The sequence below is a fragment of the Pseudomonas sp. P1.8 genome (assembly GCF_001269805.1).
Lineage (GTDB): Bacteria > Pseudomonadota > Gammaproteobacteria > Pseudomonadales > Pseudomonadaceae > Aquipseudomonas.
Genome location: NZ_LHVM01000007.1, coordinates 325545 through 350030, shown reverse-complemented (window position 1 = coordinate 350030; position 24486 = coordinate 325545). Strand labels below are relative to the sequence as shown.

The 24486-nt window shown below is 57.7% G+C and carries 23 protein-coding genes and 2 pseudogenes; 9 read left to right on the top strand and 16 right to left on the bottom strand.

The window, feature by feature from the left end; translation table 11 throughout:
- Window positions 1-79: 79 nt before the first annotated feature.
- On the bottom strand, window positions 80-1432 hold the full coding sequence (locus AD668_RS05385; RefSeq protein WP_053155456.1) for a GntP family permease: 1353 nt from the start codon (window positions 1430-1432) through the stop codon (window positions 80-82).
- A gap of 82 nt (window positions 1433-1514) precedes the next feature.
- The gene (locus AD668_RS05380) at window positions 1515-2048 is read right to left on the bottom strand and encodes a gluconokinase (protein ID WP_053155454.1); all 534 of its coding nucleotides are present in this window, start codon (window positions 2046-2048) and stop codon (window positions 1515-1517) included.
- Between the two features lie 215 nt (window positions 2049-2263).
- On the opposite strand from AD668_RS05380, the gene AD668_RS05375 reads away from it, so the two are divergent.
- Complete coding sequence (locus AD668_RS05375) at window positions 2264-3295, top strand: LacI family DNA-binding transcriptional regulator (RefSeq protein WP_053155451.1); 1032 nt, start codon at window positions 2264-2266, stop codon at window positions 3293-3295.
- A 134-nt stretch (window positions 3296-3429) separates the two neighbouring features.
- Window positions 3430-4062 carry a glutathione S-transferase family protein gene (locus AD668_RS05370; protein ID WP_053155449.1) on the top strand — a complete coding sequence of 211 codons (633 nt, stop codon included), beginning with the start codon at window positions 3430-3432 and terminating at the stop codon, window positions 4060-4062.
- A 123-nt stretch (window positions 4063-4185) separates the two neighbouring features.
- Here AD668_RS05370 and AD668_RS30285 read toward each other — a convergent pair.
- Window positions 4186-4602: pseudogene (locus AD668_RS30285) on the bottom strand (methyl-accepting chemotaxis protein); the annotation flags it as partial.
- A 129-nt stretch (window positions 4603-4731) separates the two neighbouring features.
- Window positions 4732-5400, bottom strand: a pseudogene (locus AD668_RS30280) (PAS domain-containing protein); the annotation flags it as partial.
- Window positions 5401-6255: 855 nt separating this feature from the next.
- Between AD668_RS30280 and AD668_RS05360 the strand changes: the two are divergent.
- Window positions 6256-6666: a GNAT family N-acetyltransferase gene (locus AD668_RS05360; protein WP_053155445.1), complete on the top strand. Its 411-nt coding sequence runs from the start codon at window positions 6256-6258 to the stop codon at window positions 6664-6666.
- Window positions 6667-6773: 107 nt separating this feature from the next.
- On the opposite strand, the gene def is transcribed toward AD668_RS05360, so the two are convergent.
- From def to AD668_RS05345, 3 genes are all read right to left on the bottom strand, one after another.
- A complete protein-coding gene (def, locus tag AD668_RS05355; protein ID WP_053155443.1) occupies window positions 6774-7313 on the bottom strand; it encodes a peptide deformylase in 540 nt (179 codons plus the stop codon).
- On the bottom strand, window positions 7310-8272 hold the full coding sequence (locus tag AD668_RS05350; RefSeq protein ID WP_053155441.1) for a YihY/virulence factor BrkB family protein: 963 nt from the start codon (window positions 8270-8272) through the stop codon (window positions 7310-7312). Before AD668_RS05350 ends, def begins: the two co-directional genes overlap by 4 nt.
- A 177-nt stretch (window positions 8273-8449) precedes the next feature.
- Window positions 8450-8641 (bottom strand): CsbD family protein, encoded by a 192-nt coding sequence (locus AD668_RS05345; RefSeq protein ID WP_053155439.1) that lies wholly within the window; start codon window positions 8639-8641, stop codon window positions 8450-8452.
- A 198-nt stretch (window positions 8642-8839) separates the two neighbouring features.
- Between AD668_RS05345 and AD668_RS05340 the strand changes: the two genes are divergently transcribed.
- Entirely contained in the window at window positions 8840-9217 is a 378-nt protein-coding gene (locus AD668_RS05340; protein WP_053155436.1) for a hypothetical protein, read from the top strand.
- Window positions 9218-9347: 130 nt separating this feature from the next.
- Here AD668_RS05340 and fadD1 read toward each other — a convergent pair whose 3' ends face one another.
- Together fadD1 and fadD2 are read right to left on the bottom strand one after the other, a co-directional pair.
- Window positions 9348-11048 carry a long-chain-fatty-acid--CoA ligase FadD1 gene (fadD1, locus tag AD668_RS05335; RefSeq protein WP_053155434.1) on the bottom strand — a complete coding sequence of 567 codons (1701 nt, stop codon included), beginning with the start codon at window positions 11046-11048 and terminating at the stop codon, window positions 9348-9350.
- A gap of 360 nt (window positions 11049-11408) precedes the next feature.
- Entirely contained in the window at window positions 11409-13097 is a 1689-nt protein-coding gene (fadD2, locus tag AD668_RS05330) for a long-chain-fatty-acid--CoA ligase FadD2 (protein ID WP_053155432.1), read from the bottom strand.
- Window positions 13098-13343: 246 nt separating this feature from the next.
- On the opposite strand from fadD2, the gene AD668_RS05325 reads away from it, so the two are divergent.
- Together AD668_RS05325 and AD668_RS05320 are read left to right on the top strand one after the other, a co-directional pair.
- Window positions 13344-14288 carry an alpha/beta hydrolase gene (locus tag AD668_RS05325; RefSeq protein WP_053155429.1) on the top strand — a complete coding sequence of 315 codons (945 nt, stop codon included), beginning with the start codon at window positions 13344-13346 and terminating at the stop codon, window positions 14286-14288.
- 40 nt (window positions 14289-14328) lie between these two features.
- Window positions 14329-14799, top strand: coding sequence for a MaoC family dehydratase (locus tag AD668_RS05320; protein WP_053155426.1), 471 nt, complete (start codon window positions 14329-14331; stop codon window positions 14797-14799).
- 118 nt (window positions 14800-14917) lie between these two features.
- On the opposite strand, the gene AD668_RS05315 is transcribed toward AD668_RS05320, so the two are convergent.
- Window positions 14918-15385, bottom strand: coding sequence for a PA2169 family four-helix-bundle protein (locus tag AD668_RS05315; protein WP_053155425.1), 468 nt, complete (start codon window positions 15383-15385; stop codon window positions 14918-14920).
- Between the two features lie 203 nt (window positions 15386-15588).
- On the opposite strand from AD668_RS05315, the gene AD668_RS05310 reads away from it, so the two are divergent.
- The gene (locus AD668_RS05310; RefSeq protein WP_053155422.1) at window positions 15589-15825 is read left to right on the top strand and encodes a DUF3820 family protein; all 237 of its coding nucleotides are present in this window, start codon (window positions 15589-15591) and stop codon (window positions 15823-15825) included.
- 32 nt (window positions 15826-15857) lie between these two features.
- Window positions 15858-17039 (top strand): aminotransferase class V-fold PLP-dependent enzyme, encoded by a 1182-nt coding sequence (locus AD668_RS05305; RefSeq protein ID WP_053155420.1) that lies wholly within the window; start codon window positions 15858-15860, stop codon window positions 17037-17039.
- A gap of 2 nt (window positions 17040-17041) precedes the next feature.
- Here AD668_RS05305 and AD668_RS05300 read toward each other — a convergent pair whose 3' ends face one another.
- From AD668_RS05300 to zwf, 4 genes are all read right to left on the bottom strand, one after another.
- On the bottom strand, window positions 17042-17758 hold the full coding sequence (locus tag AD668_RS05300; protein ID WP_053155416.1) for an intradiol ring-cleavage dioxygenase: 717 nt from the start codon (window positions 17756-17758) through the stop codon (window positions 17042-17044).
- Between the two features lie 193 nt (window positions 17759-17951).
- The gene (locus AD668_RS05295; protein ID WP_053155415.1) at window positions 17952-18617 is read right to left on the bottom strand and encodes a bifunctional 4-hydroxy-2-oxoglutarate aldolase/2-dehydro-3-deoxy-phosphogluconate aldolase; all 666 of its coding nucleotides are present in this window, start codon (window positions 18615-18617) and stop codon (window positions 17952-17954) included.
- Between the two features lie 17 nt (window positions 18618-18634).
- Entirely contained in the window at window positions 18635-19348 is a 714-nt protein-coding gene (pgl, locus tag AD668_RS05290; RefSeq protein WP_053155412.1) for a 6-phosphogluconolactonase, read from the bottom strand.
- Entirely contained in the window at window positions 19335-20804 is a 1470-nt protein-coding gene (gene zwf / locus AD668_RS05285) for a glucose-6-phosphate dehydrogenase (protein ID WP_053155410.1), read from the bottom strand. The genes pgl and zwf overlap by 14 nt, the downstream gene beginning before the upstream one ends.
- Before the next feature lie 228 nt (window positions 20805-21032).
- Between zwf and AD668_RS05280 the strand changes: the two genes are divergently transcribed.
- On the top strand, window positions 21033-21893 hold the full coding sequence (locus AD668_RS05280; RefSeq protein ID WP_172681795.1) for a MurR/RpiR family transcriptional regulator: 861 nt from the start codon (window positions 21033-21035) through the stop codon (window positions 21891-21893).
- Window positions 21894-21988: 95 nt separating this feature from the next.
- Here AD668_RS05280 and AD668_RS05275 read toward each other — a convergent pair whose 3' ends face one another.
- Window positions 21989-22843, bottom strand: a complete 855-nt coding sequence (locus AD668_RS05275) for a D-hexose-6-phosphate mutarotase (protein ID WP_053155406.1) — start codon at window positions 22841-22843, stop codon at window positions 21989-21991.
- Between the two features lie 114 nt (window positions 22844-22957).
- Complete coding sequence (locus AD668_RS05270) at window positions 22958-24304, bottom strand: carbohydrate porin (protein WP_053155404.1); 1347 nt, start codon at window positions 24302-24304, stop codon at window positions 22958-22960.
- Window positions 24305-24486 lie beyond the last annotated feature (182 nt).

Genomic DNA, 24486 nt, shown 5'->3' with positions numbered 1-24486 from the left:
GCAAGCCGGCTCCTACATAGGTTTGCATCACCCACAAAAAAACCGCAGCGATGCGGTTTTTTTGTGTCTGTCGAATCGCTTAAACGAACAGCGACAACAACAGGATAAAGCCCAGGGCCACCACCGACAGAATGGTTTCCATCGCGGTCCAGGTCTTGAAGGTTTCGGCCACGGTCATGTTGAAGTACTGCTTGACCAGCCAGAAACCGGCGTCGTTGACGTGAGACAGGATCAGGGAACCGGCACCGGTGGCGAGCACCAGCAGCTCACGGTTCACACCCGGGATCATCCCCACCACCGGCACCACGATGCCCGCGCCGGTAATGGTCGCAACGGTTGCGGAACCTGTGGCGATACGGATTACCGCTGCCACCAGCCAAGCCAGCAGGATCGGCGAGATCTGTGCATTCACCGCCATGTGGCCGATCACGTCGCCCACACCACTGGTCACCAGCATCTGCTTGAAGCCACCACCGGCACCGATGATCAGGATGATCGCGGCGGTCGGCGCGAGGCTCGCATCCAGCCATTTCATCATTTGGCTGGAACCGATGCCCTGCTTGTAGCCGAAGGTATACAACGACAGCAGCAATGCCAGCAGCAATGCCGAAATCGGGTGACCGATCAGGTCCATGAAGGCGCGGAAGATGTTGCCATCGGGCAGCACCACGTCGGCAAAGGTCTTGAGTAGCATCAAGAACACTGGCAGCAGCACGGTCACCAGCGTGATGCCGAAGCTTGGCAGTTCAGCCGAATCGGTTTCGCGCGCCAGTTGATCCACCAGCTCCTGGTTCGGATGCCCCGGAATATGCTTGGCAATGAACGTACCGAAGATCGGGCCAGCGATGATGGCGGTTGGCAGCGCTACGATCAGGCCGTACAGAATGGTCTTGCCGATATCGGCACCGAACACGCCGATGGCCAGCAACGGGCCCGGGTGCGGTGGCACCAGGCCATGAACCGCGGACAGACCGGCCAGCAGCGGGATACCGATCTTGATGATCGACACACCGGTGCGGCGGGCCACGATGAACACCAACGGAATCAGCAATACGAAGCCGATTTCGAAGAACAGCGGGATACCGACCAGAAACGCGGCGAACATCATCGCCCACTGCACCTTGTCCTTGCCGAAGGCGCGGATCAACGTCTGCGCAATCTGATCGGCCCCCCCTGATTCGGCCATCATTTTGCCGAGCATCGTGCCCAGCGCCAGGATGATGCCGACAAAACCAAGCACGCCCCCAAAGCCGTCCTGGAACGCCTTGATGATGGTGCCGATCGGCATGCCGGACGTCAGCCCGAGGAAGGCTGCGGCGATGATCAGTGCGAGGAATGGGTGCAACTTGAACTTGGTGATCAGAACGATAAGCCCGATCACCGTAACCACTGCATCGAGCAGCAGGAACGTCTCGTGGGACATGCCAAACATTGGGGGGTGTCTCCTGGTTGTTGTTGTTATTAAAGCGGGTTAATCAGAAGTCGCGAGGACAGCGCTGTCTTTGCCGACACAGTCATACCGCCTGTTTCAGGCCGTTGGCCTGCCACCAGACATGAGCCTTCGCAGCCAGTTGCTCGACACTGTTGGTCGAGGCATCCAGTGCCAGGGTCAACGGCTCGCCAACGGGTGATTCGAGGGTGGCGAACTGGCTGTCGATCAGGGTCGACGGCATGAAATGCCCTGGCCGGTGGGATACGCGGTCGGCAGCGACTTCAGGGGTCAACTCAAGAAACACGAAACCCAGGCCCGGCAAGGCACTGCGCAGACGTTCGCGGTAAATCTGTTTGAGGGCCGAGCAGGTCAGCACCGGGCGTTCGCCCCTGGCATCGATGCGGCGCAATTCATCGCACAGACTGTCGAGCCAGCCGGCACGGTCTTCATCGTTCAAGGGGATACCCGCGCTCATCTTTTCGATATTGGCGGCAGGGTGAAAAGAGTCGCCTTCAATGGCCGTGGCGCCGCTCAAATGGCACAAGGCCTCGCTGACGCACGTCTTGCCGCAACCGGCAACGCCCATGATGACCAGGGCGGTGATGGGATGATTCATGTAACACCTCAGCGCGCAGACAGCGCTACCTTTGCCAGTTATGACACTAGACCAAAAGCAGAAGTTGCCGACGCCTTTCTTGTCATTTTGTGGGTTGCAGCAGGTTAAGTCCCAACGCCAAAAAGCGAGGATCAGGCGAACCCTCGCTCACGCATTTGCAGCTGCATCGAGACAGCGCTACCTTAGTGCCTTGAATTTTGTTTGGCAAGCCGTCGATGAACCCAACTAAAAACGACAAAAATACCCGCACCACTGGCCGCCCTACCCTGAACGAAGTAGCGCGACTGGCCGGCGTCAGCCCGATTACCGCCTCTCGAGCCCTGCGTGGGGTCAGCACGGTGGCCACCGAACTGGTGGAAAAAGTCCAGAAAGCGGCGCTCGAACTCAACTACGTGGTCAACCCGGCAGCACGCGCCCTGGCTTCGGCACAGAGCCACTCAGTGGTGGTGTTGGTGCCATCGCTGTCCAACCTGCTCTTCATCGACACCCTGGAAGCCATTCATCAGGTGTTGCGCCCCAAGGGCTTCGAAGTGCTGATCGGCAACTTCCATTATTCACGCGACGAAGAAGAAAACCTGCTGCGCAATTACATGGCCTATCAACCGCGCGGCCTGTTGCTGACAGGTTTCGACCGCACCGAAAGTTCGCGACGGATGATCGAAGCCAGCAATATTCCGTGTGTGTACATGATGGAGCTGGACAGCGCAGCCGGGCTCAATTGCGTCGGCTTCTCGCAACTGGCAGCCGGGGAAACGGCGGCCGAACATTTGCTGTCCCGTGGGCGCAAACGTCTGGCTTACATCGGTGCGCAACTGGATCAGCGCACTTTGTTGCGCGGCGAAGGTTTCCGCAAGGCGCTGAAGAAGGCCGACCTGTATGACCCAGACCTGGAAGTGCTCACCCCGCGTTCCTCCTCTGTGGGCCTCGGTGGCGAACTGTTCTTGCAACTGCTGGCCAGTCACCCCGATGTCGATGCCATTTTCTTCGGCAATGACGACCTGGCCCAGGGCGCCCTCCTAGAAGCCATGCGCTGCGGGATCAAGATCCCGGAGCAGGTAGCGATTCTGGGTTTCAACGATTTGCCCATGTCTGAACACATGGTCCCGCGCCTGAGCAGCATCAACACCCCGCGTGAAGCCATTGGCCGTCGTGCGGCGGAGCAGATGCTGACGCTGATGGCCGGCAACACCGTGGCCAAACCGGTGCAGGACATGGGGTTTGAATTGAAGGTGCGCGAGAGCACATAGTTCTCCGCCTCGACATGCGTAAGCGTTGCCGAAGGCTGCGATCTCCGGATCCGCGTTGAAAAAATCCAGATCAAAAGATCGCAGCCTTCGGCAGCTCCTACACTGCATATACGTCATTTTCGATGGAGTAACCCATGGAACATGCACTGAGAATTCTCGGCAAAGCCTCGTCCATCAACGTCCGCAAAGTCCTGTGGACCTGTGAGGAACTGGGTATTGCCTACGAACGCGAGGATTGGGGCAGTGGCTTTGCGTCCACTCACAGTCCCGAGTTTCTTCGGCTGAACCCTAACGCCCAGGTACCGGTGATCGTCGATGACGCCGGGGTGTTGTGGGAATCCAACACCATCTGCCGCTACCTGACCGCCAAACACCATCACGCCGACCTGCTGCCTACCGACCCAGCGGCACGCGCCCGAGTAGAACAGTGGATGGACTGGCAAGCCACCGAGCTCAACTCCTCCTGGAGCTACGCGTTCATGGCGTTGGTGCGCAAAGACCCGGAATTTCAGGATGCGCACCGTATCGACGTCAGCGCCCGCGGCTGGAATCAGAAGATGGGCATCCTCGAACACCAGCTCGCGACCACCAAGGCATACGTGGCCGGGCCACGCTTCACCCTGGCAGATATTGTCATCGGTTTGTCGGTCAATCGCTGGCTGATGACACCGATTGATCGGCCTGATTATCCGGCAGTCGATGAGTATTTCCAGCGCCTGGCACAACGCCCCGGCTTTCTCAAATACGGCTGCAACGGCTTGCCGTGAACGGAAACGAAACCCCTGTGGCGAGGGAGCTTGCTCCCGCTGGGCAGCGAAGCGGCCCCAAAAAAGGAACTGCTGCGCAGTTCAACGGGAGCAAGCTCCCTCGCCACAGGTTCAGCGTTGCGACTAGTTCAGCTGCAACGTCGAGTTGAACTGGCTGATCGCATCCACCACATGCCGGGAGCCCTGCTGAATCTCCAGAATCACCTCCCCCGCCTCGTTCGCCAGTTCCACCCCAAGCCCGGTTCGACTCAGGCTCGATTGCATGCTCGACACCGCGCTCAGGGACAGGTCGTGGTTCTTGCGCACCACCTCGACAATTTCCAGTGTCGCCTGGCTGGTACGCGCCGCGAGGCTGCGCACTTCATCGGCCACCACCGCAAATCCTCGTCCGTGCTCCCCGGCACGGGCCGCTTCGATGGCGGCGTTAAGTGCCAGCAAATTGGTCTGGTCGGCAATACCGCGGATGGTCTGCACAATGGTGCCAATGATGTCGGACTGTTTGCTGACGGCGTCGATGCTCACCGCCGCTTCGTTCAAATCCTTGGAAATATCCTGGATGATCTGCACCGTTTGCTGCACCACTTCGGACCCTTTGCGCGCACAAACGTCGTTTTGCACAGACGTGCTGTGGGCCGATTCGGCCGCAGTTTGCAGGGTCGTCATCTGCTGGGTGATGTCGCTGGCAAACTTGACGACTTTGTACAGCCGGCCCTTCGCGTCGAACAATGGATTGTAGGACGCTTCGAGAAATACCGTCTGACCTTGCTTGTTCTTGCGCTCGAAACGATGGGAGTGAAATTCCCCGCGATTGAGCGAAGCCCAGAAATTCCTGTATGCCTGAGACTCGGCTTCAGCACGGTGACAAAACAGGCTGTGGTGTTGACCTATCACTTCGTTTAGCGAGTACTGCATGGTTTTCAGGAAGTTCTCATTGGCGGTGATCACCCGGCCTTCGGGGGTGAACTCAATCACCGCCATCGAACGTCCGATCGCTGCAAGCATGCTTGCGTTTTCATGTTCCTTGTTGACCCTGGCGGTGACGTCGGTCGCGACTTTGATCACGCTCCTGACCTGGCGGTCGGGGCCCGGAACCGGCATGTAACTGGCTTCGAGCCAGATTTCGCTGCCACCCTTGTCCAGCCGCATAAACGTCCCGCTCAGCGGCTCGCCACGGCTCAGGTCACGCCACAATTTGGTATAAGCGTCGCTGCGGTAATACCGTTCCTCACAAAAAACCCGGTGATGCTTGCCACGCACTTCATCGGCGCTGTAGCCCATGGCGCTACAGAAGTTCTCATTTGCCTCAATCACGAAGCCATCCGGGGTGAACTCAATCATTGCCATCGAACGACTGATTGCCGCCAACTTGCCATTGGCTTCGGTCAGGGCACAACTGAATCGCTCGATTTCCAGCAGGTCAGCCTTGTGATGTAGGTTAAACATGTTCGTATCACCTTCGGCGCGTTCTTTTGATTAATGAAAGCTGCAGTTCTTTCAAATCCACCACTACGTTCCACGGAACAGGCACACGCGTTCCTCCAATAAGAAGGATTTGTCAGGTGATAAATGATGATCAATCGGAGGGTCCCTATACCGGCACTCTCATCAAAACATCCTTCTCTTGATAGCCCTCACTCGGGCCAGACCTAACAGACTTATCAACAAACTCCATTTAATCGACGGCTCCCTTTGGTCAAGTGTAGGTGCCTTGATTTGCGCACTCTGACTGCCAACATCGCTTTGTTCGATATCGTTAGTTACGCGTGAGCATAGCCAGCAGCAGTCGTCTTGCAAGGCCACTAATTGGCCATCACCAGGACAAAATCGGTTCAGCGTCCGCAGGCTCTGGATAAAAAGGAGGGTGACGCCGACGGACGGTGCATCAGGGATTCGGACCGGGAGATTTTATGCAGGTTTGCAGCAAAAAAACCTGCAAGAGCATCGCCCCCACATTGCATGGGAGCGAGCATTCAACGCGGGATCAGTGACCGAACACGCCCACTTTTTTGGCTTTCTTGTCTGCGCGTTTTTCAATGGCGGTTTTCGCCGGTTTCTTTTTCGCCGATTTCTTTGAATCCATACCTTTGGACATGATGCGTACTCCACACATTGGGATGTGAGATCAGGTATACACCTATCCCCGCTCGCGTGTTCTTTTATAATCGCCCGCTTTGTACGCCGACAGTCGAAGACATGCCCAGCACTCAATACAGTCAACTCGACGAGCCGTTATGGCCGTTGATGAACAAGTTTTACCGCGCCCACCAATCGTCGATGAAAGCGGTCCGTGATGCTCAGTTGTGGGTGGCCCGGCGCAATGAAATCGTTGCCGCGCTGTGTTTGCGTCCAGTATCGGGCGGCCACTGGCTGACAGGACTGTTTGTCGATCCGGGCTGTCGCGAACAAGGGATTGCGGCAGGGTTGATCGAGGCCGCAGTAAAGGATTGCGAACACCCGGTATGGTTGTTCTGTCATCCGGATTTGCGGGGGTTTTATGAGCGTCGCGGTTTTACGTTCGACCCGCAGATGCCTTATGCAATGGTTGAACGCTTGACTCGCTATGCGCGCAGCAAGCCGATGATTGCGATGGGGCTGGCGCCGTAAACAATTGTGGGAGCGAGCCTGCTCGCGATAGCCATATGTCAGATTCATTGATGTTGATTGACACGACGTCATCGCGAGCAGGCTCCCACAGGGTTTTGTACCGATGGTCAGTCGTCCGCGCTGGGATCAAGATCCGGGAACATTACTTCGGTAAACCCGAACTTGCTGAAGTCGGTAATACGCGATGGGTACAGGCGCCCGATCAGATGATCGCACTCATGCTGCACCACCCGCGCATGGAACCCTGAAGCAACGCGCACGATGGTTTCGCCCTTCGGATCGACCCCTTCGTAACGAACATGCTGGTAACGCTGCACCGCACCGCGCAGTCCCGGCACTGACAAACAACCTTCAAAGCCTTCCTCAAGCGTCGGGTCGAGCGGCGTGATCAACGGGTTGATCAGAATCGTCTGCGGAACGGCTTCGGCGTCCGGATAACGCTCGCTGTGCTCGAATCCGAAGATCACCAATTGCAGATCGACACCAATCTGCGGCGCAGCCAGGCCCACACCGCCAACACTTTCCATGGTCTGGAACATGTCGTCGATGAGTTGCCACAGCTCAGGGCTGTCGAACATTTCGGCGGGTACGGGCGGGGCAATGCGCAGCAGGCGCTCATCGCCCATTTTGAGAATGTCACGAATCATGATTGGGCTTCGTCAGTGGTCGGCTTGAGCGAGTGATCCCGGCCCAGCCCCGACACATGGTGTTTTTCCTCATGGCCCGGACCGTGTTCGCCGGGAACCTTTTCGCCAGGGTCCTTGCCCTCTCGCGACATGTGCTCGATCACCGCATTCATTTCCGCGCCGAGCAACAACACGGCGGCGGAAATATAGAAGTACAGCAACAGCACGATGATCGCGCCGATACTGCCATACATGGCGTTGTAGTTGGCGAACTCCTTGACGTAGAAGCCAAAGCCCAACGAGGCGATGATCCATACCACCACTGCCAGCACGGAGCCGGGCGTGATGAAGCGAAACTCCTGTTTGACGTCGGGCATCACGTAGTAGATCAAGGCCACTGCGACCATCAACAGAATCACGATCACCGGCCAGCGAGCGATGGTCCAGAGCGTGACGATGAAATACTCGAGGCCGACTTGCGAGGCGATCCAGCTCATCACCTGCGGCCCGAGCACCATCAGTGCAGCAGCGATCAGCAGCATGCCGGCTATCCCGACGGTATAGATAATCGACAACGGAAAGCGTTTCCACAGCGGACGACCTTCCACTACGTCGTAGGCCGCATTCATTGCGCTCATCATCAATCGCACACCCGCCGAGGCGGTATACAGAGCGATTACGATACCTACCGACAGCAAACCGCCCTTGGATTGCTGAAGCTGGTCGATCACCGGGTTGACCTGCTCGAGGGCCTGGGGTGGCAGCACAAGTTCCGATTGCAGGCGCAGCCACGAAAAAAAATCAGGCAGGTGCAGGAAACCGATCAACGCAATCAGAAACAAAATGAACGGAAACAGCGAAAACAGCATTTGATAGGCGAGCGCCGAGGCATAGGTCGACATTTCGTCGTCGACGAATTCGGTGACCGTGCGCACCATCACACGGTGCAGGGGCATGCCTTTCATGTCCGGGAAAATCATTAGCGTCTCCATTCGCCGCAAACAGATTCAGAGGTCAAGTCGTGGCGACTCAGGGGCCCTTTTGTTGCATCAAAGTAGCGCACTTGGCGGCTTTGAAACAATTTCCGCAATCAAGTTCAGCCTGACACGAAAACGGCCATCCGCGGATGGCCGTTCCTAACCGTCGTCGAAGCCGAATCAGGCTTCGTCGACACCTTTCTTGACCGCGTCCTTGGCTTTGCCTACGGCTTGTTGGGCTTCGCCTTTCTTCTCCTGCACCACGCCTTCGGCGCGCATTTTGTCGTTACCGGTCGCCTTGCCAATACCTTGCTTGACGTTGCCCGCGGCTTCGTTGGCCATGCCTTTCACTTTATCGCCTGTACTGCTCATGGTATTTCTCCTGTGAACATCTGGATGGAAAAGTGGTTACACAAGGTTGACCGGGAGCGTTTGCACGGAGTTTCATTTATTTTCACAGTGTCATTTTATCGCTCGATGCAGGTTGCGCTTTATGTTTGCCCGGCAACCCCCGAGAATGCGCAACACATTCAGGCCATGGCGCTGAAGATCCAATCCCGTAGGAATGTTATGAAACTCGATAAAAAGCAGGCCATTGCCCGCAGAAACCAGGAACTTGGCGGTGCTGTGCTTGGCGTCAACAACTGCCACTTCACCGAATTGAACCGCAACCGCAATATCTGGTGGTTCGACATCCCGGTAGCGCGCCTGGCCATTGGTCAGTACGAGTGGATTCACCTGCTGATGCACACGCCGGACACCGACGAACTGCTGCACCTGAAAGTGCCGACAGTGTTCCTGCGTGAGAAGCTTGAAGGCCTGGTGATACGTAACGAAGGCAAGCGCAAGGCCGCCCTGAGCCTGGAACTGAGTGCGGACAAGGACTCGTACCTGCAGGACATGCGGCCGACAGGGACTAACGTCAATTTCGCGCCGTTTCGCCAATAACACCGAAAAGATCGCAGCCTGCGGCAGCTCCTACAGGGGAGGCGTACACCCGTAGGAGCTGCCGCAGGCTGCGATCTTTTGAATTGCAAAAGCCCATAAAAAAGCCCCGCATCTGCGGGGCTTTTTTTGGTTACGCGGTGGTTTTCTTCGCGTTGATCTTTTTCAGCTCTTCATCGCGCAATTCACGACGCAGGATCTTGCCGACGTTGGTGGTCGGCAACGCATCGCGAAATTCCACGGCGCGCGGGACCTTGTAGCCGGTGACATTGGCGCGCATGTGCTCCATCACCTGTTCCTTGGTCAGGGTCACACCCGGCTTGGCAACGATGAAAATCTTGATCGCCTCGCCCGACTTTTCATCCGGCACGCCAATGGCTGCGCACTGCAGCACGCCCGGCAACACGGCCAGTACGTCTTCGAGCTCGTTCGGGTACACGTTGAAGCCCGAGACCAGGATCATGTCTTTCTTGCGATCAACAATGCGCAGGTAACCGTCCGCCTGGATCAGCGCGATATCACCGGTTTTCAGCCAGCCTTCGCTGTCGAGCATTTCGTCGGTGGCATCCTGGCGCTGCCAGTAACCTTTCATGACTTGCGGGCCCTTCACGCACAGTTCGCCGATCTCGCCCATTGGCTGTTCAACACCGGAATCGTCGATAACTTTGCACAGGGTCGACGGCACCGGAATGCCGATGGTGCCGATCTGGATGTTCTGGATCGGGTTGACCGTTGCCACCGGGCTGGTTTCGGTCATGCCGTAGCCTTCGCAGATGGCGCAGCCGGTCACCGCTTTCCAGCGTTCGGCCGCAGCCAGTTGCAAGGCCATACCGCCCGACAACGTGACTTTCAGCGCCGAGAAATCCAGCTTGCGGAAACCTTCGTTGTTGCACAGGGCCACGAACAAGGTGTTCAGTCCGACGAAGCCGCTGAACTTCCACTTCGACAGCTCCTTGACCATCGCCGGCAGGTCGCGCGGGTTGCTGATCAGGATGTTGTGGTTGCCGATCAGCATCATCGCCATGCAATGAAAGGTAAATGCATAGATGTGGTACAGCGGCAGCGGCGTGATCAGGATCTCGCAACCCTCATTGAGGTTGGAGCCCATCAGTGCCTTGCATTGCAACATGTTGGCGACGAGGTTGCGATGGGTCAGCATTGCGCCCTTGGCCACGCCGGTCGTACCGCCGGTGTATTGCAGCACCGCGACATCACTGCTGGCGGGGCTGGCTTCCGCCACTGGCTGGCCCATGCCTTTGCTCAGTACGTCGTTGAACTTGACGGCCTTAGGCAAGTGATACGCCGGCACCATCTTTTTAACGTATTTGATAACGCTGTTGACCAGCAGGCGCTTGAGTGGCGGCAGCAGGTCGGCAACTTCGGTGACGATGACGTGTTTGACACCGGTCTTCGGCACGACGATTTCGGCCAGGTGCGCCATGTTGGCCAGGCAGACCAGGGCCTTGGCACCAGAGTCGTTGAACTGATGTTCCATTTCCCGCGCGGTATACAGCGGGTTGGTATTGACCACGATCATGCCGGCGCGGATGGCACCGAAGACGGCAACCGGATATTGCAACACATTGGGCAGTTGCACGGCGATTCGATCGCCCGGCTGCAAATCGGTATGCTGTTGCAGATAAGCGGCAAAGGCACCGGATAGTTCGTACAGCTCACCGTAGGTGATTGTCTTGCCCAGGTTGCTGAAAGCCGGTTTGTTGGCGAAGCGTTGGCAGGATTGCTTCAACACTGCCTGAATATTCGGGTACTCGTCTGGATTGATGTCGGCAGCAACCCCAGCTGGGTACTTATCCTTCCAAAAGTCTTCGTTCATGGAAGCCCACTCCTCAGCAACGCGAATTCAGCACCGCATTTGATGCGATTATTATTGGTGTTTGGTCATTGGTGAATCTGGCTGACAGAAGGCCGAGAAGTCACAAAGCGCGCCGAGAGTAGCAGCTTTGCCAAGGGTCGCCTAGAGCCAAAAGCGGCCTCTACAGTCACAATTGTGACCAAAGAATAGCAAGCAGTCATTTTAGAGCAAAAAACCTATAAAGCCCTGAAAGCCACGAATACCGGGGCTTTAGCGTCCGACCAAAAGCATCGCGGGCAAGCGCGCTCCCCCAGGATCTACGTAGATACCTGTGGGAGCGTGGCTTGCCCGCGATCCGCGCGACGCGCGGCCATTCACCCATCAAGCGATATCACGCAACTCCCGGCGCAGGATCTTGCCCACAGGCGTCATCGGCAACGACTCACGCAGCACAATGTGCTTGGGTACTTTGTATGCCGTGAAGTTTTCCTTGCAGTAGGCCTTCAGTTCCTCAAGGCTGACACCCGCTTCACGGGCCACCACAAACAACTTCACCGCCTCCCCCGACCGTTCGTCTGGCACGCCGATGACGGCACAGTTCGCGACTCTCGGGTGAGCCATCACCACATCTTCGATTTCGTTCGGGTACACGTTGAAACCAGAGACGATGATCATGTCTTTCTTGCGATCTACGATGCGCACAAAACCGTCCGGATCGATCACCGCGATGTCCCCGGACTTGAACCAGCCCTCGGCATCCAGAACTTCAGCGGTGGCCTCGGGTTTCTGCCAATAGCCCTTCATGATCTGCGGGCCCTTGATACACAGTTCGCCGCGCTCACCCAAGGGCTGTTCGACGCCCTCATCACTGATCACCTTCAAGGTTGTACCCGGCACCGGCAGGCCGACGGTGCCGATCCGCGACTGTTTGCCGTAGGGATTGGTGCAGGCCACGGGCGAGGTTTCGGTCAGGCCGTAGCCTTCGGTAATGCGGCAACCGGTCAACTGCTCCCAACGCTCAGCGGTTGCCTTGACCAGCGCGGTGCCGCCGGAGTTGGTGAGCTTGAGCGTCGAGAAATCCAGGGTCTTGAAGTCCGGATGATCCATCAGTGCAACGAACAGGGTGTTGAGCCCCAGCAATGCCGAGAACCGCCAGTTCTTAAGCTCCTTGATGAAACCGCCGATGTCCCGTGGATTGGTGATCAGCACGTTGTGGTTGCCCGTCACCATCATGCACATGCAGTTCGCGGTGAATGCATAGATGTGGTACAGCGGAAGCGGCGCGATCATGACCTCCTGGCCTTCGCGCAACAACGGTTGCCCGTCACTGCCGAACTGCCCCAGACAGGCCCGTGCCTGTTGCATATTCGCCACCAGGTTGCCGTGGGTCAGCATCGCACCCTTGGCCAGGCCGGTGGTACCGCCGGTGTATTGCAGCACGGCGATATCGTCAAGGCCGACGCTCAGCGGTTTGATACCCACGCCCCGGCCCTGAAGCAACGCACTCTTGAAGGAGATGGCCTGAGGCAAGTTGTAGTCCGGGACCATTTTCTTGACCTTGCTGACCATTGTGTTGACCAGCCAGCCCTTGGCGGTTGGCATCAGGTCACCCATTTTCGCTTCGATCAGGTACTGGATATCGGTGTCGGGGAGTACTTCCTGGACTTTCTGGCCGAACATGTTCAGGTACACCAGCGCGCGGGCACCGGAGTCCTTGAACTGATGACGCATTTCCCGCGCGGTGTACAACGGGTTGGTGTTGACTACGATAAGCCCGGCGCGCAATGCACCGAACACGGCAATCGGGTAATGCAGGACGTTGGGCATCTGCACCGCGATGCGGTCACCCGGCACCAGGTCGGTGTGGGCTTGCAGGAAGCCGGCGAAGGCAGCGCTCTGGCGTTCGAGTTCGGCGTAGGTCAGGGTCACGCCCATGTTGCTGAACGCGGGTCTGTCAGCAAATTTCTTGCAGGAACGCTCGAACACCTCAAGCACCGACTTGTAAGCCCCTACATCGATATCAAGTGGCACGCCGGCCGGGCGTTTGTCATTCCAGAAATCAGATTGCATTGTTGTTGTCCTCTTTGCCTGCGCCTATCCGGGCCACTTTTCTGTCATTTCAAAAACAAAAACTTCGAAAAGCGGAACTTCACGGACACTAGCAGTTATGGCGTAGCAGGCAAATATGCCCGCAGTCGTCATTGACCGTATGAATCTTTCAGCCGTGGCGCAGGCTGATCAGACGCCCAACCAAGGATGCGCTATAAACTGCAACGAGCTGTTTCCAACCGAACAGCCTCATGCAAAGGAACCGCCATGATTCATGACACTTTCTGGCTGACCACGAGTGACCACAGCCGCCTTTTCATCAATCAGTGGCTGCCTGCGGGCGGCCTGAAGGCAGTGATTCTGCTGGCCCACGGCATGGCCGAACACAGTGGCCGATATGCCGACCTGGCGGAAAAACTCTGTGAACAGGGCTATGGCGTCTGTGCACCGGACTTGCGTGGACATGGCAGAACTGCCGAAAACGGGACTCTTGGCCACTTCGCCGACAACGATGGTTGGTGCAAGGTTGTCAGTGACCTCGCCAGCCTTAACCAGCACATCGGCCTGCAGCATCCCGGCGTGGCGATCATGCTGCTCGGTCACAGCATGGGCAGTTACATCGCCCAGGCTTATCTGCTGCACCATAGCGCCAGCCTGCACGGGGCGGTTCTCAGCGGTTCGAACTTCCAGCCTGTGGCGCTCTATCGCGCGGCCCGGCAAATCGCTCGCCTCGAGCGCCTGCGCCAAGGACCGAAGGGACGCAGTGCGTTGATCGAATGGTTGTCATTCGGTTCGTTCAACAACAAATTCAAACCGGTGCGCACCCGGTTCGACTGGCTCAGCCGCGATCCGGCGCAAGTCGACTTGTACGCCAACGATCCACTGTGCGGCTTTCGCTGCACCAATCAACTGTGGATCGACTTGCTGGGTGGGTTGCAGCAAATCAGCAAAGCGTCCAATCTCGCGCAGATCGATCCGGGCCTCCCGCTGCTGGTAATTGGCGGTGAATGTGATCCGGTGAGTGAAGGCAAGCGTCTGAATGATCTGGCCAGCGCCTTGCGCGCGGCCGGCAACCAACACGTGCAACTGACGATTTACCCACAGGCACGGCACGAACTGTTCAACGAAAGCAATCGCGATGAAGTCATCGCCGATGTTTTGAACTGGATCGCACAGGCCTTGAGCAGCCCTCGGCCACCCAGATCGGAATAGCTTTTGTGAATTTTCTTATTCGTCACAGGAATTGAGACAGATGACCCAGGTTACCAACACGCCATACGAATCACTGGAAGTCGGCCAGACGGCCAGCTTCAGCAAGACGGTCGAAGAGCGAGACATTCAGCTGTTCGCCGCGATGTCGGGCGATCACAACCCTGTGCACCTGGATGCCGAATACGCCGCCAGCACCATGTTCAAGGAGCGCATCGCTCACGGCATGTTCAGCGGTGCGCTGATCAGTGCGGCAGTTGCCTGTGAATTGCCTGGGCCCGGGACCATTTACATCGGTCAGCAAATGAGCTTTCAGAAGCCGGTGAAAATTGGCGACACCCTGACCGTGCGTCTGGAAATCCTCGAAAAACTGCCGAAATTCCGCGTGCGCATTGCCACCCGCGTATTCAACCAGCGCGATGAGTTGGTGGTGGATGGCGAGGCGGAGATTCTGGCACCCCGCAAACAACAGAGCGTGACATTGACCGAGCTGCCGGCCATCAGCATTGGTTGATCGCTAAAAAGATCGCAGCCTGCGGCAGCTCCTACGGAATTTCGCGTGTAGGAGCCGCCGCAGGCTGCGATCTTTTGATCCAAAAAAACGCCAGTTTTACTGGCGTTTTTAATAGGTGTTACGAGCGGGCACGGGCCTGGTTACGCAGGGCTTTTACTTGATCGTGGTTACGCTGCACACCGTGGTATTGACGCTCAACCAGATCACGAATACCGACCAGGTTGTGTTTGTTGATTTTTTCCATGGCGTCCCGATACGCCTTCATTGCATGGTCTTCACCACGCTCTGCTTCGTTCAGAACAGCCTCCTCGTCCTTGCCGGTGAACATTGACTTCACATCGACCCAACGACGATGAAGGTCGCCGCTGACACTGGTGGAAGTTTCCGGGTCGCCACCCATCGAACGAACCGCGCTCTGCAACTCAGCCGCTGCGCTACCACAATCAGCGGAACGTTGAACAAAGAGGGTTTTGAGTTCAGGGTGTTTGATGTCTTCAGCGCAAGTCTTGAACCCTTCCTGTCCGTCCTTGCAGGTTTCAATAAGGTCGTTGAGTACAGAAATGGATTCTTTATTAATGTCGGTCATTTTTCAATTCCTTGCGGTTGATGAAAGATGCAATAAGTAGTGCACCCTGCATGCCACTCCGGAACCGTTAATTAAATCGTTATTTATCAGATACTTAGCAACAACATAGAAATCTGTATCCGTTTTTTTTGCATGATCTGTCAATTGGCCTGCATGCAGAATGCCTGTATTTTCCTTCCTGACTGACTCCAGACGACTGATCGATGAACCCCGAAAAGCTTGAACTGCTGATCACACGCAAAATGCCCTTCGGCAAGTACAAGGGTCGAATCATTGCCGACCTGCCCGGCCCCTACCTGAACTGGTTCGCCCGGGAAGGTTTCCCCCATGGCGAACTCGGCGGTCTGTTGGCCCTGATGCAGGAAATCGATCACAACGGTTTGTCAGACTTGCTCGAACCGCTGCGCGCCAAGCACGGCAAACCTGCCCCACGTCACTGACTGGCTTATCCGCCCCCAGATTGAGTAACTCCATGCCTGACAACACCCTGCGTGCCCGTGATGAAGCGTTCTGGCAAACCTTCGCCGACCGATACGAGGTCGAACCCGGCCCGATCAACCTTGAAAACGGTTACTTCGGGCGCATGTCGCGCACGGTGGTCGAGGAATATCAGCGCAACATCGAGTTCATCAACCGCAGCAACTCGGTCTATGTGCGCCAGCGCTTCGAACAAGGTGACAGCCTGAAAATCCGCGCACCGTTGTCCAGACTGATTGGCGTCTGCGCTGACAGCATTGCCCTCACCCGCAATGCATCGGAGGGTTTGCAGTCGCTGATCCGCAACTACAACCTCCTTCAGCCCGGTGATCAGGTGCTGGTCAGCGACCTGGAATACGACACGGTCAAAGGCGCGATACGCTGGCTGGCACGCAATCGCGGCGTTGAAGTGATCGAAATCGAACATTCGCATCCGGCAAGCTACGACAGTTTGCTGGTCACCTACCGTGACGCCTTCGCACGTCATCCGCGGCTCAAATTGATGGCCCTGACGCACGTCACTCATCGCACTGGCCTGGTGATGCCGGTGCAGGCGATTGCAGCCGCAGCCAAGGAACACGGGATCGATGTGATCCTCGACGGCGCCCACGCCCTCGGTCAGATCGAGTTTGATCTGACCGAACTGGGCATCGCTTTCGCCGGTTTCAACCTGCACAAGTGGATCGGCGCACCGCTGACGCTGGGCTTTCTCTACATCGCCCCCGAACGTCTGGCCGATATCGACCCGGACATGGGCGAAATGCATTTTCCAGTCACCGACATCCGTGCCCGCACCTCCTACAGCACGCCTAATATCCCTGCGCTGCTGACCTTGCCGCTGGTGCTCGAAGAACATTGGGCCATGGGCGGTGCCGCCGCCAAAGGCGCACGCCTCAATTACTTGCGCAACCGTTGGGTTGGCGCGGTACGCCAGTTGCCGGGCATCGAAGTCATGACCCCGGATGATCCGCGGCTGTACTGTGGCATCACCTCGATGCGCTTTACCCGCCATGCCGACCAGCAAGTGATGGTCGAGCGCCTGTTAAAGGAGTTCAACCTGTTCACTGTAACGCGCAGCGGTGCGGCGTGTGGTCCCTGCATCCGCATCACGCCTGGACTCATCAGCACCGCTGACGACATGGATGCACTGAGCAGCGCACTGACCCAACTGCGTTGACGTCAGACGGTGTATTTGTCGAAGTCTTCTGGTTTGATCTGTGTCGACACCGAGAAGGTGTCGATGCCGATGGTCATCTGCCCGAAAAAGCCGTCTTCATTCGAATCCCGCCCCAACGTGTGTACGTTCAGGATCGAGGCATCGCCGCCCATGGTCGAATAGTAGAAGTCTTCAGCGTTGGTCAGACGAGTTGAAGCACGCCCATCGTATTGACGGGCACACAGTGCTGAACGCGAGGCGACCTCAGGCAGGTAAAGCTGTCCGACCCAGGCGACATGCCTTTCCTCCAGATAATTGTTGCCTGCGGCAATGCGCACGGCGAGGTGAATATGCACGGCACGTCCGGCATAGAAACCCGGATAGATAGTGGTGAAGCGGACGATGCCCGATTTGTCGCTGAACTGCGCGCCACGCAGGTAGGTATCGTCGTCGGTCCGCGCAATCGCGCCGATGTCACCGGAGTCAACCTCAACATCCGGATTGATCTTGCTCCAACCCGAATAGGCGCCCCGCGCATTGCAGTGCCAGATGTCCACCAGCGCATCCGGGACCGGTTCACCGGTCATGGCATCGATGATCGACAGTCGCAGCACGAGTGGAATGCCGTCGGCACCTTCGCTGATGTTTCGACGAATCAGTTTCGAGTTGCGGAAATAGGGGCCGGCAATTTGTTCCGGGGACAACAAAAAAAAAGAAGTAACTGGGGTGTTGGCGTCCATGACGTTCTCTCTTCCATAAGATGAACGCAGGCTAGCATCGGTCGATTTTGGGCATGCGGTAACTATGTATCGCATGATGTCGATGATTTCATGCGGCAGCTCCTGCACGTTGTTCTTCAGGCAAAAAAAAACGGTGCACCGACCAAGCGCACCGTAAAGCCGTAGAACACACAACGAAGTGTAGGGTGACGAATCAGTCCAGCAACGCCAAAGCCTCGGCGGTGCATTCCTGAATGCGGGCCCAGTCGCCGTTCTTGATCCACTGCGGATCAAGCATCCAGCTACCGCCCACGCACATGACGTTCTTCAACGCCATGTAGCTCTTGATGTTGGCAGGACCGACGCCGCCGGTCGGGCAGAATTTCACTTCGCCGAACGGGCCGCCCAGCGCCTTGATGGCCGCGACACCGCCGCTGACTTCAGCCGGAAACAGCTTGAAGCGGCGATAGCCGAGACCGTAGCCTTCCATGATGCCCGAGGCATTGCTGATCCCCGGCAACAGCGGAATCGGGCTGGCAACGCTGGCTTCCAGCAAGTCGCGCGTGATGCCTGGCGTGACGATGAACTGCGAGCCTGCCGCTTCAGCCGCGGCCAGCATGGTGCGGTCGAGCACGGTGCCGGCACCGGTCATCAGCTCCGGGCGCTGTTCGCGCAGGATCTGGATGGCCTTGAGGCCGAACTGCGAGCGCAGGGTCACTTCCAGGGCGGTCAGGCCACCGGCCGCGAGGGCATCGGCCAGCGGCAGAACGTCCTGCTCGCGGGCAATAGTGATCACCGGCAGGATCCGCGCCTTGGCGCAGAGGCTGTCGATCAGGGCAACTTTATCCGCCATGGAAACGGTCGGGGATGGGTTTGTCATAGCGGCTGTTCCTTGGCTCATGGGCACCAGTAAATCTCTAACGTGGGTTGCAAAAACGCGCGAATCGGCATTGCGGCGACATCGTCACCGGCCAGTGCGATGTTCAGGGTGGTCAGCTTGGACTGACCGCAAATCGATAGAACTTTGTGTTTGGCCGAAGCCAGCAGCGCGCGACTCATGGTCAGGCGCTGATGCGGCACGGTCGGCGCCAGCATCGGCCAGCAGCGACGTATGCCATCGGCCTGCAATGCCTCGGCAAGATTCGGGCTATTGGGAAATAGCGAAGCGGTGTGACCGTCATCGCCCATGCCCAGCACCAGTACGTCGATCACCGGCAACTCGGAGAGCAAACGGTCAGCCTGATCGGCCGCCTGTTCCAGGTTGGCGCTAGCGCTGTACAGACTCAAAAACTGAGCCTTGGCCGCCGGGCCTTGCAATAGGTAGCGCTTGATCAAGCCGGCATTGCTGTCGGCATGTTCAACCGGCACCCAGCGCTCATCAGCCAGGCTGATCACCACGTTCGACCAGTCCAGCTTCTGCTTGGCCAGGTGCTGGAAAAACGCCACCGGGCTGCGACCACCGGACACCACCAGGGTGGCAGTGCCTTGGTCCTCAATGGCATCGCTCAGTTGCTTGGCCACGTTCAGCGCCAAACCTTCGGCCAGCAGCACCGCGCTCTTGAACGCATGGGCGCTGACGCCCTGCGGCAGTTTCAAATCAGATATCGCCATACCATGACCTCCCATCCCGCGTGATCAGAGCAATGGAACTCATCGGCCCCCAGGACCCGGCCGCGTACGGCTTGGGCGCATCGCCGGATTTTTTCCACCCGGCGATCAACTGGTCACACCACTTCCACGCGGCTTCGATTTCATCTTTACGGACAAACAGGTTCTGATTGCCGTGCATCACTTCCAGCAACAACCGTTCGTAGGCATCGGGAATCCGTGCGCTGCTCCAGGTGTCGGAAAAATTCAGCTGCAACGGACCGCTGCGCAGCTGCATGCCCTTGTCCAGGCCTTGTTCTTTGGTCATAACGCGCAAGGAAATGCCTTCGTCCGGTTGCAGGCGGATAATCAGCTTGTTGCTGATTTGCAGGCGCTGCTCGGGGGCGAAGATGTAGTGCGACGGTTCCTTGAAGTGGATGACGATCTGCGACAGCTTCTGCGGCATGCGCTTGCCGGTCCGCAGGTAAAACGGCACGCCTGCCCAGCGCCAGTTGCGGATGTCGGCACGCAAGGCGACGAAGGTTTCGGTGTCGCTTTGGGTGTTGGAATTCGGTTCATCCAGGTAGCCCGGTACCGGTTTTCCTTCGCTGTAACCAGCGATGTACTGGCCGCGCACCACCTGTGTGGTCAGCCCTTCCGGGCTGATCGGCGCCAGGGCCTTGAGCACTTTGACTTTCTCGTCGCGGATGCTGTCGGCGGACAGGTCGGCCGGCGGGTCCATGGCGATCAGGCAGAGCAGTTGCAGCAGGTGATTCTGGATCATGTCCCGCAGCTGGCCGGCCTTGTCGAAGTAACCCCAGCGGCCTTCGATGCCGACCTTCTCGGCCACGGTGATTTCCACGTGGGAGATGTAGTTCTGATTCCACTGGGTTTCGAACAGGCTGTTGGCGAAACGCAACGCGATCAGATTCTGGACAGTTTCCTTACCCAGATAATGGTCGATGCGATAGGTGCGATTCTCCGGGAAGAACTGCGCCACGGCGTCGTTGACCTTGCGCGAGGACTCCAGATCGGAACCGATCGGTTTTTCCAGCACTACGCGGGTGTTTTCCACCAGGCCGACTTTTGCCAGGTTCTCGCAGATTGCGCCGTAGACCGCTGCGGGCGTGGCGAAATACGCGATGACCCGTTGCGCCCTGCCTGCCGCCTCTGCCAGGGCGACATAGTCATCCGCATTGAGGAAGTCGACATGCAAATAACTCAGGCGTGCGAGAAAGCGCTCGACAACGGCTTCATCCAGCTCTTTGGCAGCCACATAGCGGCGCAACTCGCCAGCGATGAACGCCAGGTGCTCCTGCTCGCTGCCCGCCTCACGGGCCAGGGCGATGATTCGCGTGTCCTCGTGCAAGAGACCCGCCCCATCGAGTTGATAGAGGGCAGGAAACAGCTTGCGCAGGGCGAGATCGCCCAGGGCGCCGAACAAGGCAAAGGTGCACGGTTCAACCGTAATCGAAGGCATGATGTTTGTTCTTTTATCAAGTTAAGCTACAAATACCTTTTTTCAAGGCATCACTCAAGGGAAAATGTAGTAATAACCACAACATTTTCGCAAAATACAGATTCCGAGTGGTGGTCGGTCGGAGCCATCAGTAGGATAGGCCACCGTTACGGGCCTCACCAAAGGCCCTTTTTGCATTAGCCGCGCGCTTATCGGCGCCGGTGAATCAAGGAAAATCATATGGACCGCGTGCGAAATTTACTGGAGCAGATCCAGAATCGCCTTGAAGAGCTGAACAAGGCCGAACGCAAAGTCGCCGAGGTGATCCTGCTCAACCCGCAGCAGGCCACTCGTTTCAGCATTGCCGCCCTCGCCCAGGCCGCTTCGGTCAGCGAGCCGACGGTCAATCGTTTCTGTCGCTCGTTCGGTGTCAGCGGCTACCCCGAGCTAAAGCTTCAGTTGGCCCAGAGCCTGGCCAGCGGAGCCGCCTATGTCAGCCGAGCGGTTGAAGCTGACGACAATCCGGAGGCGTACACCAAGAAGATTTTCGGCAGCGCCATTGCGTCCCTGGACAGTGCCTTGCAGGCCCTGGACCCGAACCTGATCAGCCGCGCCGTCGACCTTCTGATCCAGGCGCGACAGATCCACTTTTTCGGCCTAGGCGCTTCGGCCCCGGTGGCGCTGGATGCACAGCACAAGTTTTTCCGTTTCAACCTCGCCGTCACCGCCCATGCCGACGTGCTGATGCAGCGCATGATTGCTTCGGTGGCACACACAGGCGAACTGTTCGTGATCATTTCCTACACCGGCCGCACCCGCGAACTGGTCGAAGTGGCTCGCATCGCTCGGGAGAACGGCGCGTCGGTATTGGGCCTGACAGCCGAGAACTCGCCACTGGCAAAGGCCAGCACCCTGAGCCTGAACATTCCGCTGCCGGAAGACACCGACATCTACATGCCGATGACTTCGCGGATCATCCAGTTGACGGTCCTCGATGTACTGGCGACCGGCATGACCTTACGTCGCGGGGTGGATTTCCAGCCACATCTGCGCAAGATCAAAGAGAGCTTGAATGCCAGCCGGTATCCGGTTGGGGATGAGTTCAATTAATTAAAAGATCGCCGCCTCGTTTCACTCGACAGCTCCTACAGGTGTACACGCGCCTTTGCAGGAGCTGCCGTAGGCTGCGATCTTTTGATCTTTCTTTACACCCCCACCCACGCCTGCAAACTCAAATGCGCCCGCTCCCCCGGCTGCAGACACAGGCTGTCAGTGCCGCCGCTTGCCGCCTCAACGCAAACGAATTCGGATATCTCGTTCCAGGTCACGCCGAGCAGCGGTCGCGACCCCGGATGCCAGACCACAGTGTCTGCCGTATCGCCGGTATCGATGCACAACGCCCGATCCCAAGCGTGATCGTTGAGCTGCAATTCGCCGTCATGCTGAAACACTCGCTGACACCCACCATTGACGCGTAGCTCACCCTCCTGCTGACAAACCTGCCGACTCAGATGGTCGTAGCCCTGGGCGCCTTCGAGCCCAGACAGCGCTACCTCACCAACGTCACCAATACGCCAGTAAGCGTGCAACGCCTGACTCAATTGGCATGGCATGTCGTCCTGATGCTCGGTGCTCAGGCGCAAGTCCATGCGCTCGCCCAGGTGCGCGTGCAGGTCCACCTGCCAGTCACACAACTTCAATTGCCAGTGCAAACGCACGCCATCGTCGTCATGGCTGCTGTCGAGCAGTTTCCAGTCGAGCAACCGTGCCCAGCCATGGGACGGCCAGGCGTTCTCGCTCGGATGTCGGCCATACCACGGCCAACACACGGGCACACCGCCGCGAATCGCACCGACCTGCGGCCACTTCGCCGCACACCACAGCCACGGTTTCTGACCTTGAGGCTGGAAGTGCAGCAACTGCGCCCCCTGCCGACTGAACACCGCCTGACAGCGCGGATGATCGATCACCAGCACATCGCGCATCTGATAGCGCTCCCACGCGAACACCGGTCGTTCGCGCAAGGATTTGAAGAAGCGTTGTAGCGGATGCTCAAGCATGTGCCACGGTCCTGAAATCAACTGTCAGCGGGGGGCGCGCCCCTCAAAAAAAAGCGGACAGCCTTGGCTGTCCGCAAATATGCGCACATAGAGGAGGAGCTTATCGCAGACGCGTCAGAACACCGACTGAATTTTCAGGCCAGCGACCAGAGCATCGTCGACTTCATGCACACCACCAGGGTGAGTGACGTATTGCAGATTGGGACGCACGGTCAGCCAGTTGGTCACGTGGAAACCGTAGTTGAGCTCGTAGTTGTATTCGGTCTCGCGCAGCGGCGAGAACAACGGATCGTTGTAGTCGCTGACACCGTTGGCAGCGTTGGTCAGCTCGGCATTTTTCTTCACGTCTTCGTTGACATGGATACGGGCAAAACCGATACCGACGTCATCTTTTGGACGTGCATCGAACGGGCCCTTGTACACAAACATCAGCGACTGGTAGTTATCGACGATGTTGGTGTCCTTGTCGTGGAACGTGGCGTTGGCGGCAATGTTCAGACCGCGGCTGGCGTCGCCGTTATGGCTGGTGAGTTGCTGCTGCGCAACGAACCAGTAACCGTGCTTGCTGCTGTGGCTGCGATACGCATTACCGCTGGTGGCGGCATCATCGCCATTGTCGTCTTCGCGGACGTCATCGGCGCTGGCCGTGCTTTTGTAGTAACCGACACGGTATTCGCCCGGCAAGGTGTTGACCTTCGGCGACCAGACCAGCTCAACCGGCAGGACGGTGCCTTCGGTGCCGCTACCGCTGAGCTTGAAGCCATTACCGTGTTCCAGTTGCGACGGGTTCTGGTTGTACGCACCGATCTGAGCGTAGAGCTCGTCGTTGATGTTGTACTTCACGCGAATCGCCGCCTGGCTGACCGGCCAGTTGTACCAGATGTTGGTGGCCCAGTTACCCACCTGGGAACCGCAGAACGCCAGGTTCTGGAACTCGCACGGGAAGGTGTTGAAGTCTTCACCCTCACCGAAGTAACCGGCCTTGACGTCCAGCTTGTTGTCGAAGAACTGGTGCTGGATCCACAACTGGGTCAAACGGACCATATGACCACGGCCGTAGACTTCCTGGGACGAACTCAAGGTGCCGGCACGCGGGTCGCCGATGCGGTCGTTGGAGATGTTCTCGCCGTTACGATTGGTGAGCTGGATCTTGGCCTGGGTGTTGTCCCAGCCGAACAGTTTTTCCAGGTCCAACGCCGCGCCCAGGCCAAACTGGTCAGCGTAGCGTGCGGTCTTGTCATCGTTGAAACCGCCATGGAGGTTGCCGCCGACTTCACCGACGTAATCCATTTTGATGTCGATGCCTTGCTCGATCAGTTTGGTGCGCTCGCCACCCCAGTCGCCCGTCATCCACTTGGAATCGGAGCTGAACGCTTCATCGGCCATGGCATTGCCGGCCAGAACCAGTGCTGCCGCTGCTGACACTTGGCAGATCAACCGGGCCTTGTTCTTCATCTTCATCCCTACTTCCTCGTTTTATTGTTATTAACTTTTCTTCTTTAACGCGGTTACATCAGTTGCGACGGATAACAATCCATCCGCCACATGTCCCCCCTGTAGAAGCGAGCCCGCTCGCGAGAAACCTGAGAACACCGTGGGGTGTCAGGTTTCCAGTGTCATCGTTGACGTCCATCGCGAGCAGG

Bases quoted from the DNA above. Each gene is read 5' to 3' on its own strand.
- AD668_RS05385 (WP_053155456.1), bottom strand. From the start codon at position 1,432: ATGTTTGGCATGTCCCACGAGACGTTCCTGCTGCTCGATGCAGTGGTT.
- AD668_RS05380 (WP_053155454.1), bottom strand. From the start codon at position 2,048: ATGAATCATCCCATCACCGCCCTGGTCATCATGGGCGTTGCCGGTTGC.
- AD668_RS05375 (WP_053155451.1), top strand. From the start codon at position 2,264: ATGAACCCAACTAAAAACGACAAAAATACCCGCACCACTGGCCGCCCT.
- AD668_RS05370 (WP_053155449.1), top strand. From the start codon at position 3,430: ATGGAACATGCACTGAGAATTCTCGGCAAAGCCTCGTCCATCAACGTC.
- AD668_RS05360 (WP_053155445.1), top strand. From the start codon at position 6,256: ATGCCCAGCACTCAATACAGTCAACTCGACGAGCCGTTATGGCCGTTG.
- def (WP_053155443.1), bottom strand. From the start codon at position 7,313: ATGATTCGTGACATTCTCAAAATGGGCGATGAGCGCCTGCTGCGCATT.
- AD668_RS05350 (WP_053155441.1), bottom strand. From the start codon at position 8,272: ATGATTTTCCCGGACATGAAAGGCATGCCCCTGCACCGTGTGATGGTG.
- AD668_RS05345 (WP_053155439.1), bottom strand. From the start codon at position 8,641: ATGAGCAGTACAGGCGATAAAGTGAAAGGCATGGCCAACGAAGCCGCG.
- AD668_RS05340 (WP_053155436.1), top strand. From the start codon at position 8,840: ATGAAACTCGATAAAAAGCAGGCCATTGCCCGCAGAAACCAGGAACTT.
- fadD1 (WP_053155434.1), bottom strand. From the start codon at position 11,048: ATGAACGAAGACTTTTGGAAGGATAAGTACCCAGCTGGGGTTGCTGCC.
- fadD2 (WP_053155432.1), bottom strand. From the start codon at position 13,097: ATGCAATCTGATTTCTGGAATGACAAACGCCCGGCCGGCGTGCCACTT.
- AD668_RS05325 (WP_053155429.1), top strand. From the start codon at position 13,344: ATGATTCATGACACTTTCTGGCTGACCACGAGTGACCACAGCCGCCTT.
- AD668_RS05320 (WP_053155426.1), top strand. From the start codon at position 14,329: ATGACCCAGGTTACCAACACGCCATACGAATCACTGGAAGTCGGCCAG.
- AD668_RS05315 (WP_053155425.1), bottom strand. From the start codon at position 15,385: ATGACCGACATTAATAAAGAATCCATTTCTGTACTCAACGACCTTATT.
- AD668_RS05310 (WP_053155422.1), top strand. From the start codon at position 15,589: ATGAACCCCGAAAAGCTTGAACTGCTGATCACACGCAAAATGCCCTTC.
- AD668_RS05305 (WP_053155420.1), top strand. From the start codon at position 15,858: ATGCCTGACAACACCCTGCGTGCCCGTGATGAAGCGTTCTGGCAAACC.
- AD668_RS05300 (WP_053155416.1), bottom strand. From the start codon at position 17,758: ATGGACGCCAACACCCCAGTTACTTCTTTTTTTTTGTTGTCCCCGGAA.
- AD668_RS05295 (WP_053155415.1), bottom strand. From the start codon at position 18,617: ATGACAAACCCATCCCCGACCGTTTCCATGGCGGATAAAGTTGCCCTG.
- pgl (WP_053155412.1), bottom strand. From the start codon at position 19,348: ATGGCGATATCTGATTTGAAACTGCCGCAGGGCGTCAGCGCCCATGCG.
- zwf (WP_053155410.1), bottom strand. From the start codon at position 20,804: ATGCCTTCGATTACGGTTGAACCGTGCACCTTTGCCTTGTTCGGCGCC.
- AD668_RS05275 (WP_053155406.1), bottom strand. From the start codon at position 22,843: ATGCTTGAGCATCCGCTACAACGCTTCTTCAAATCCTTGCGCGAACGA.
- AD668_RS05270 (WP_053155404.1), bottom strand. From the start codon at position 24,304: ATGAAGATGAAGAACAAGGCCCGGTTGATCTGCCAAGTGTCAGCAGCG.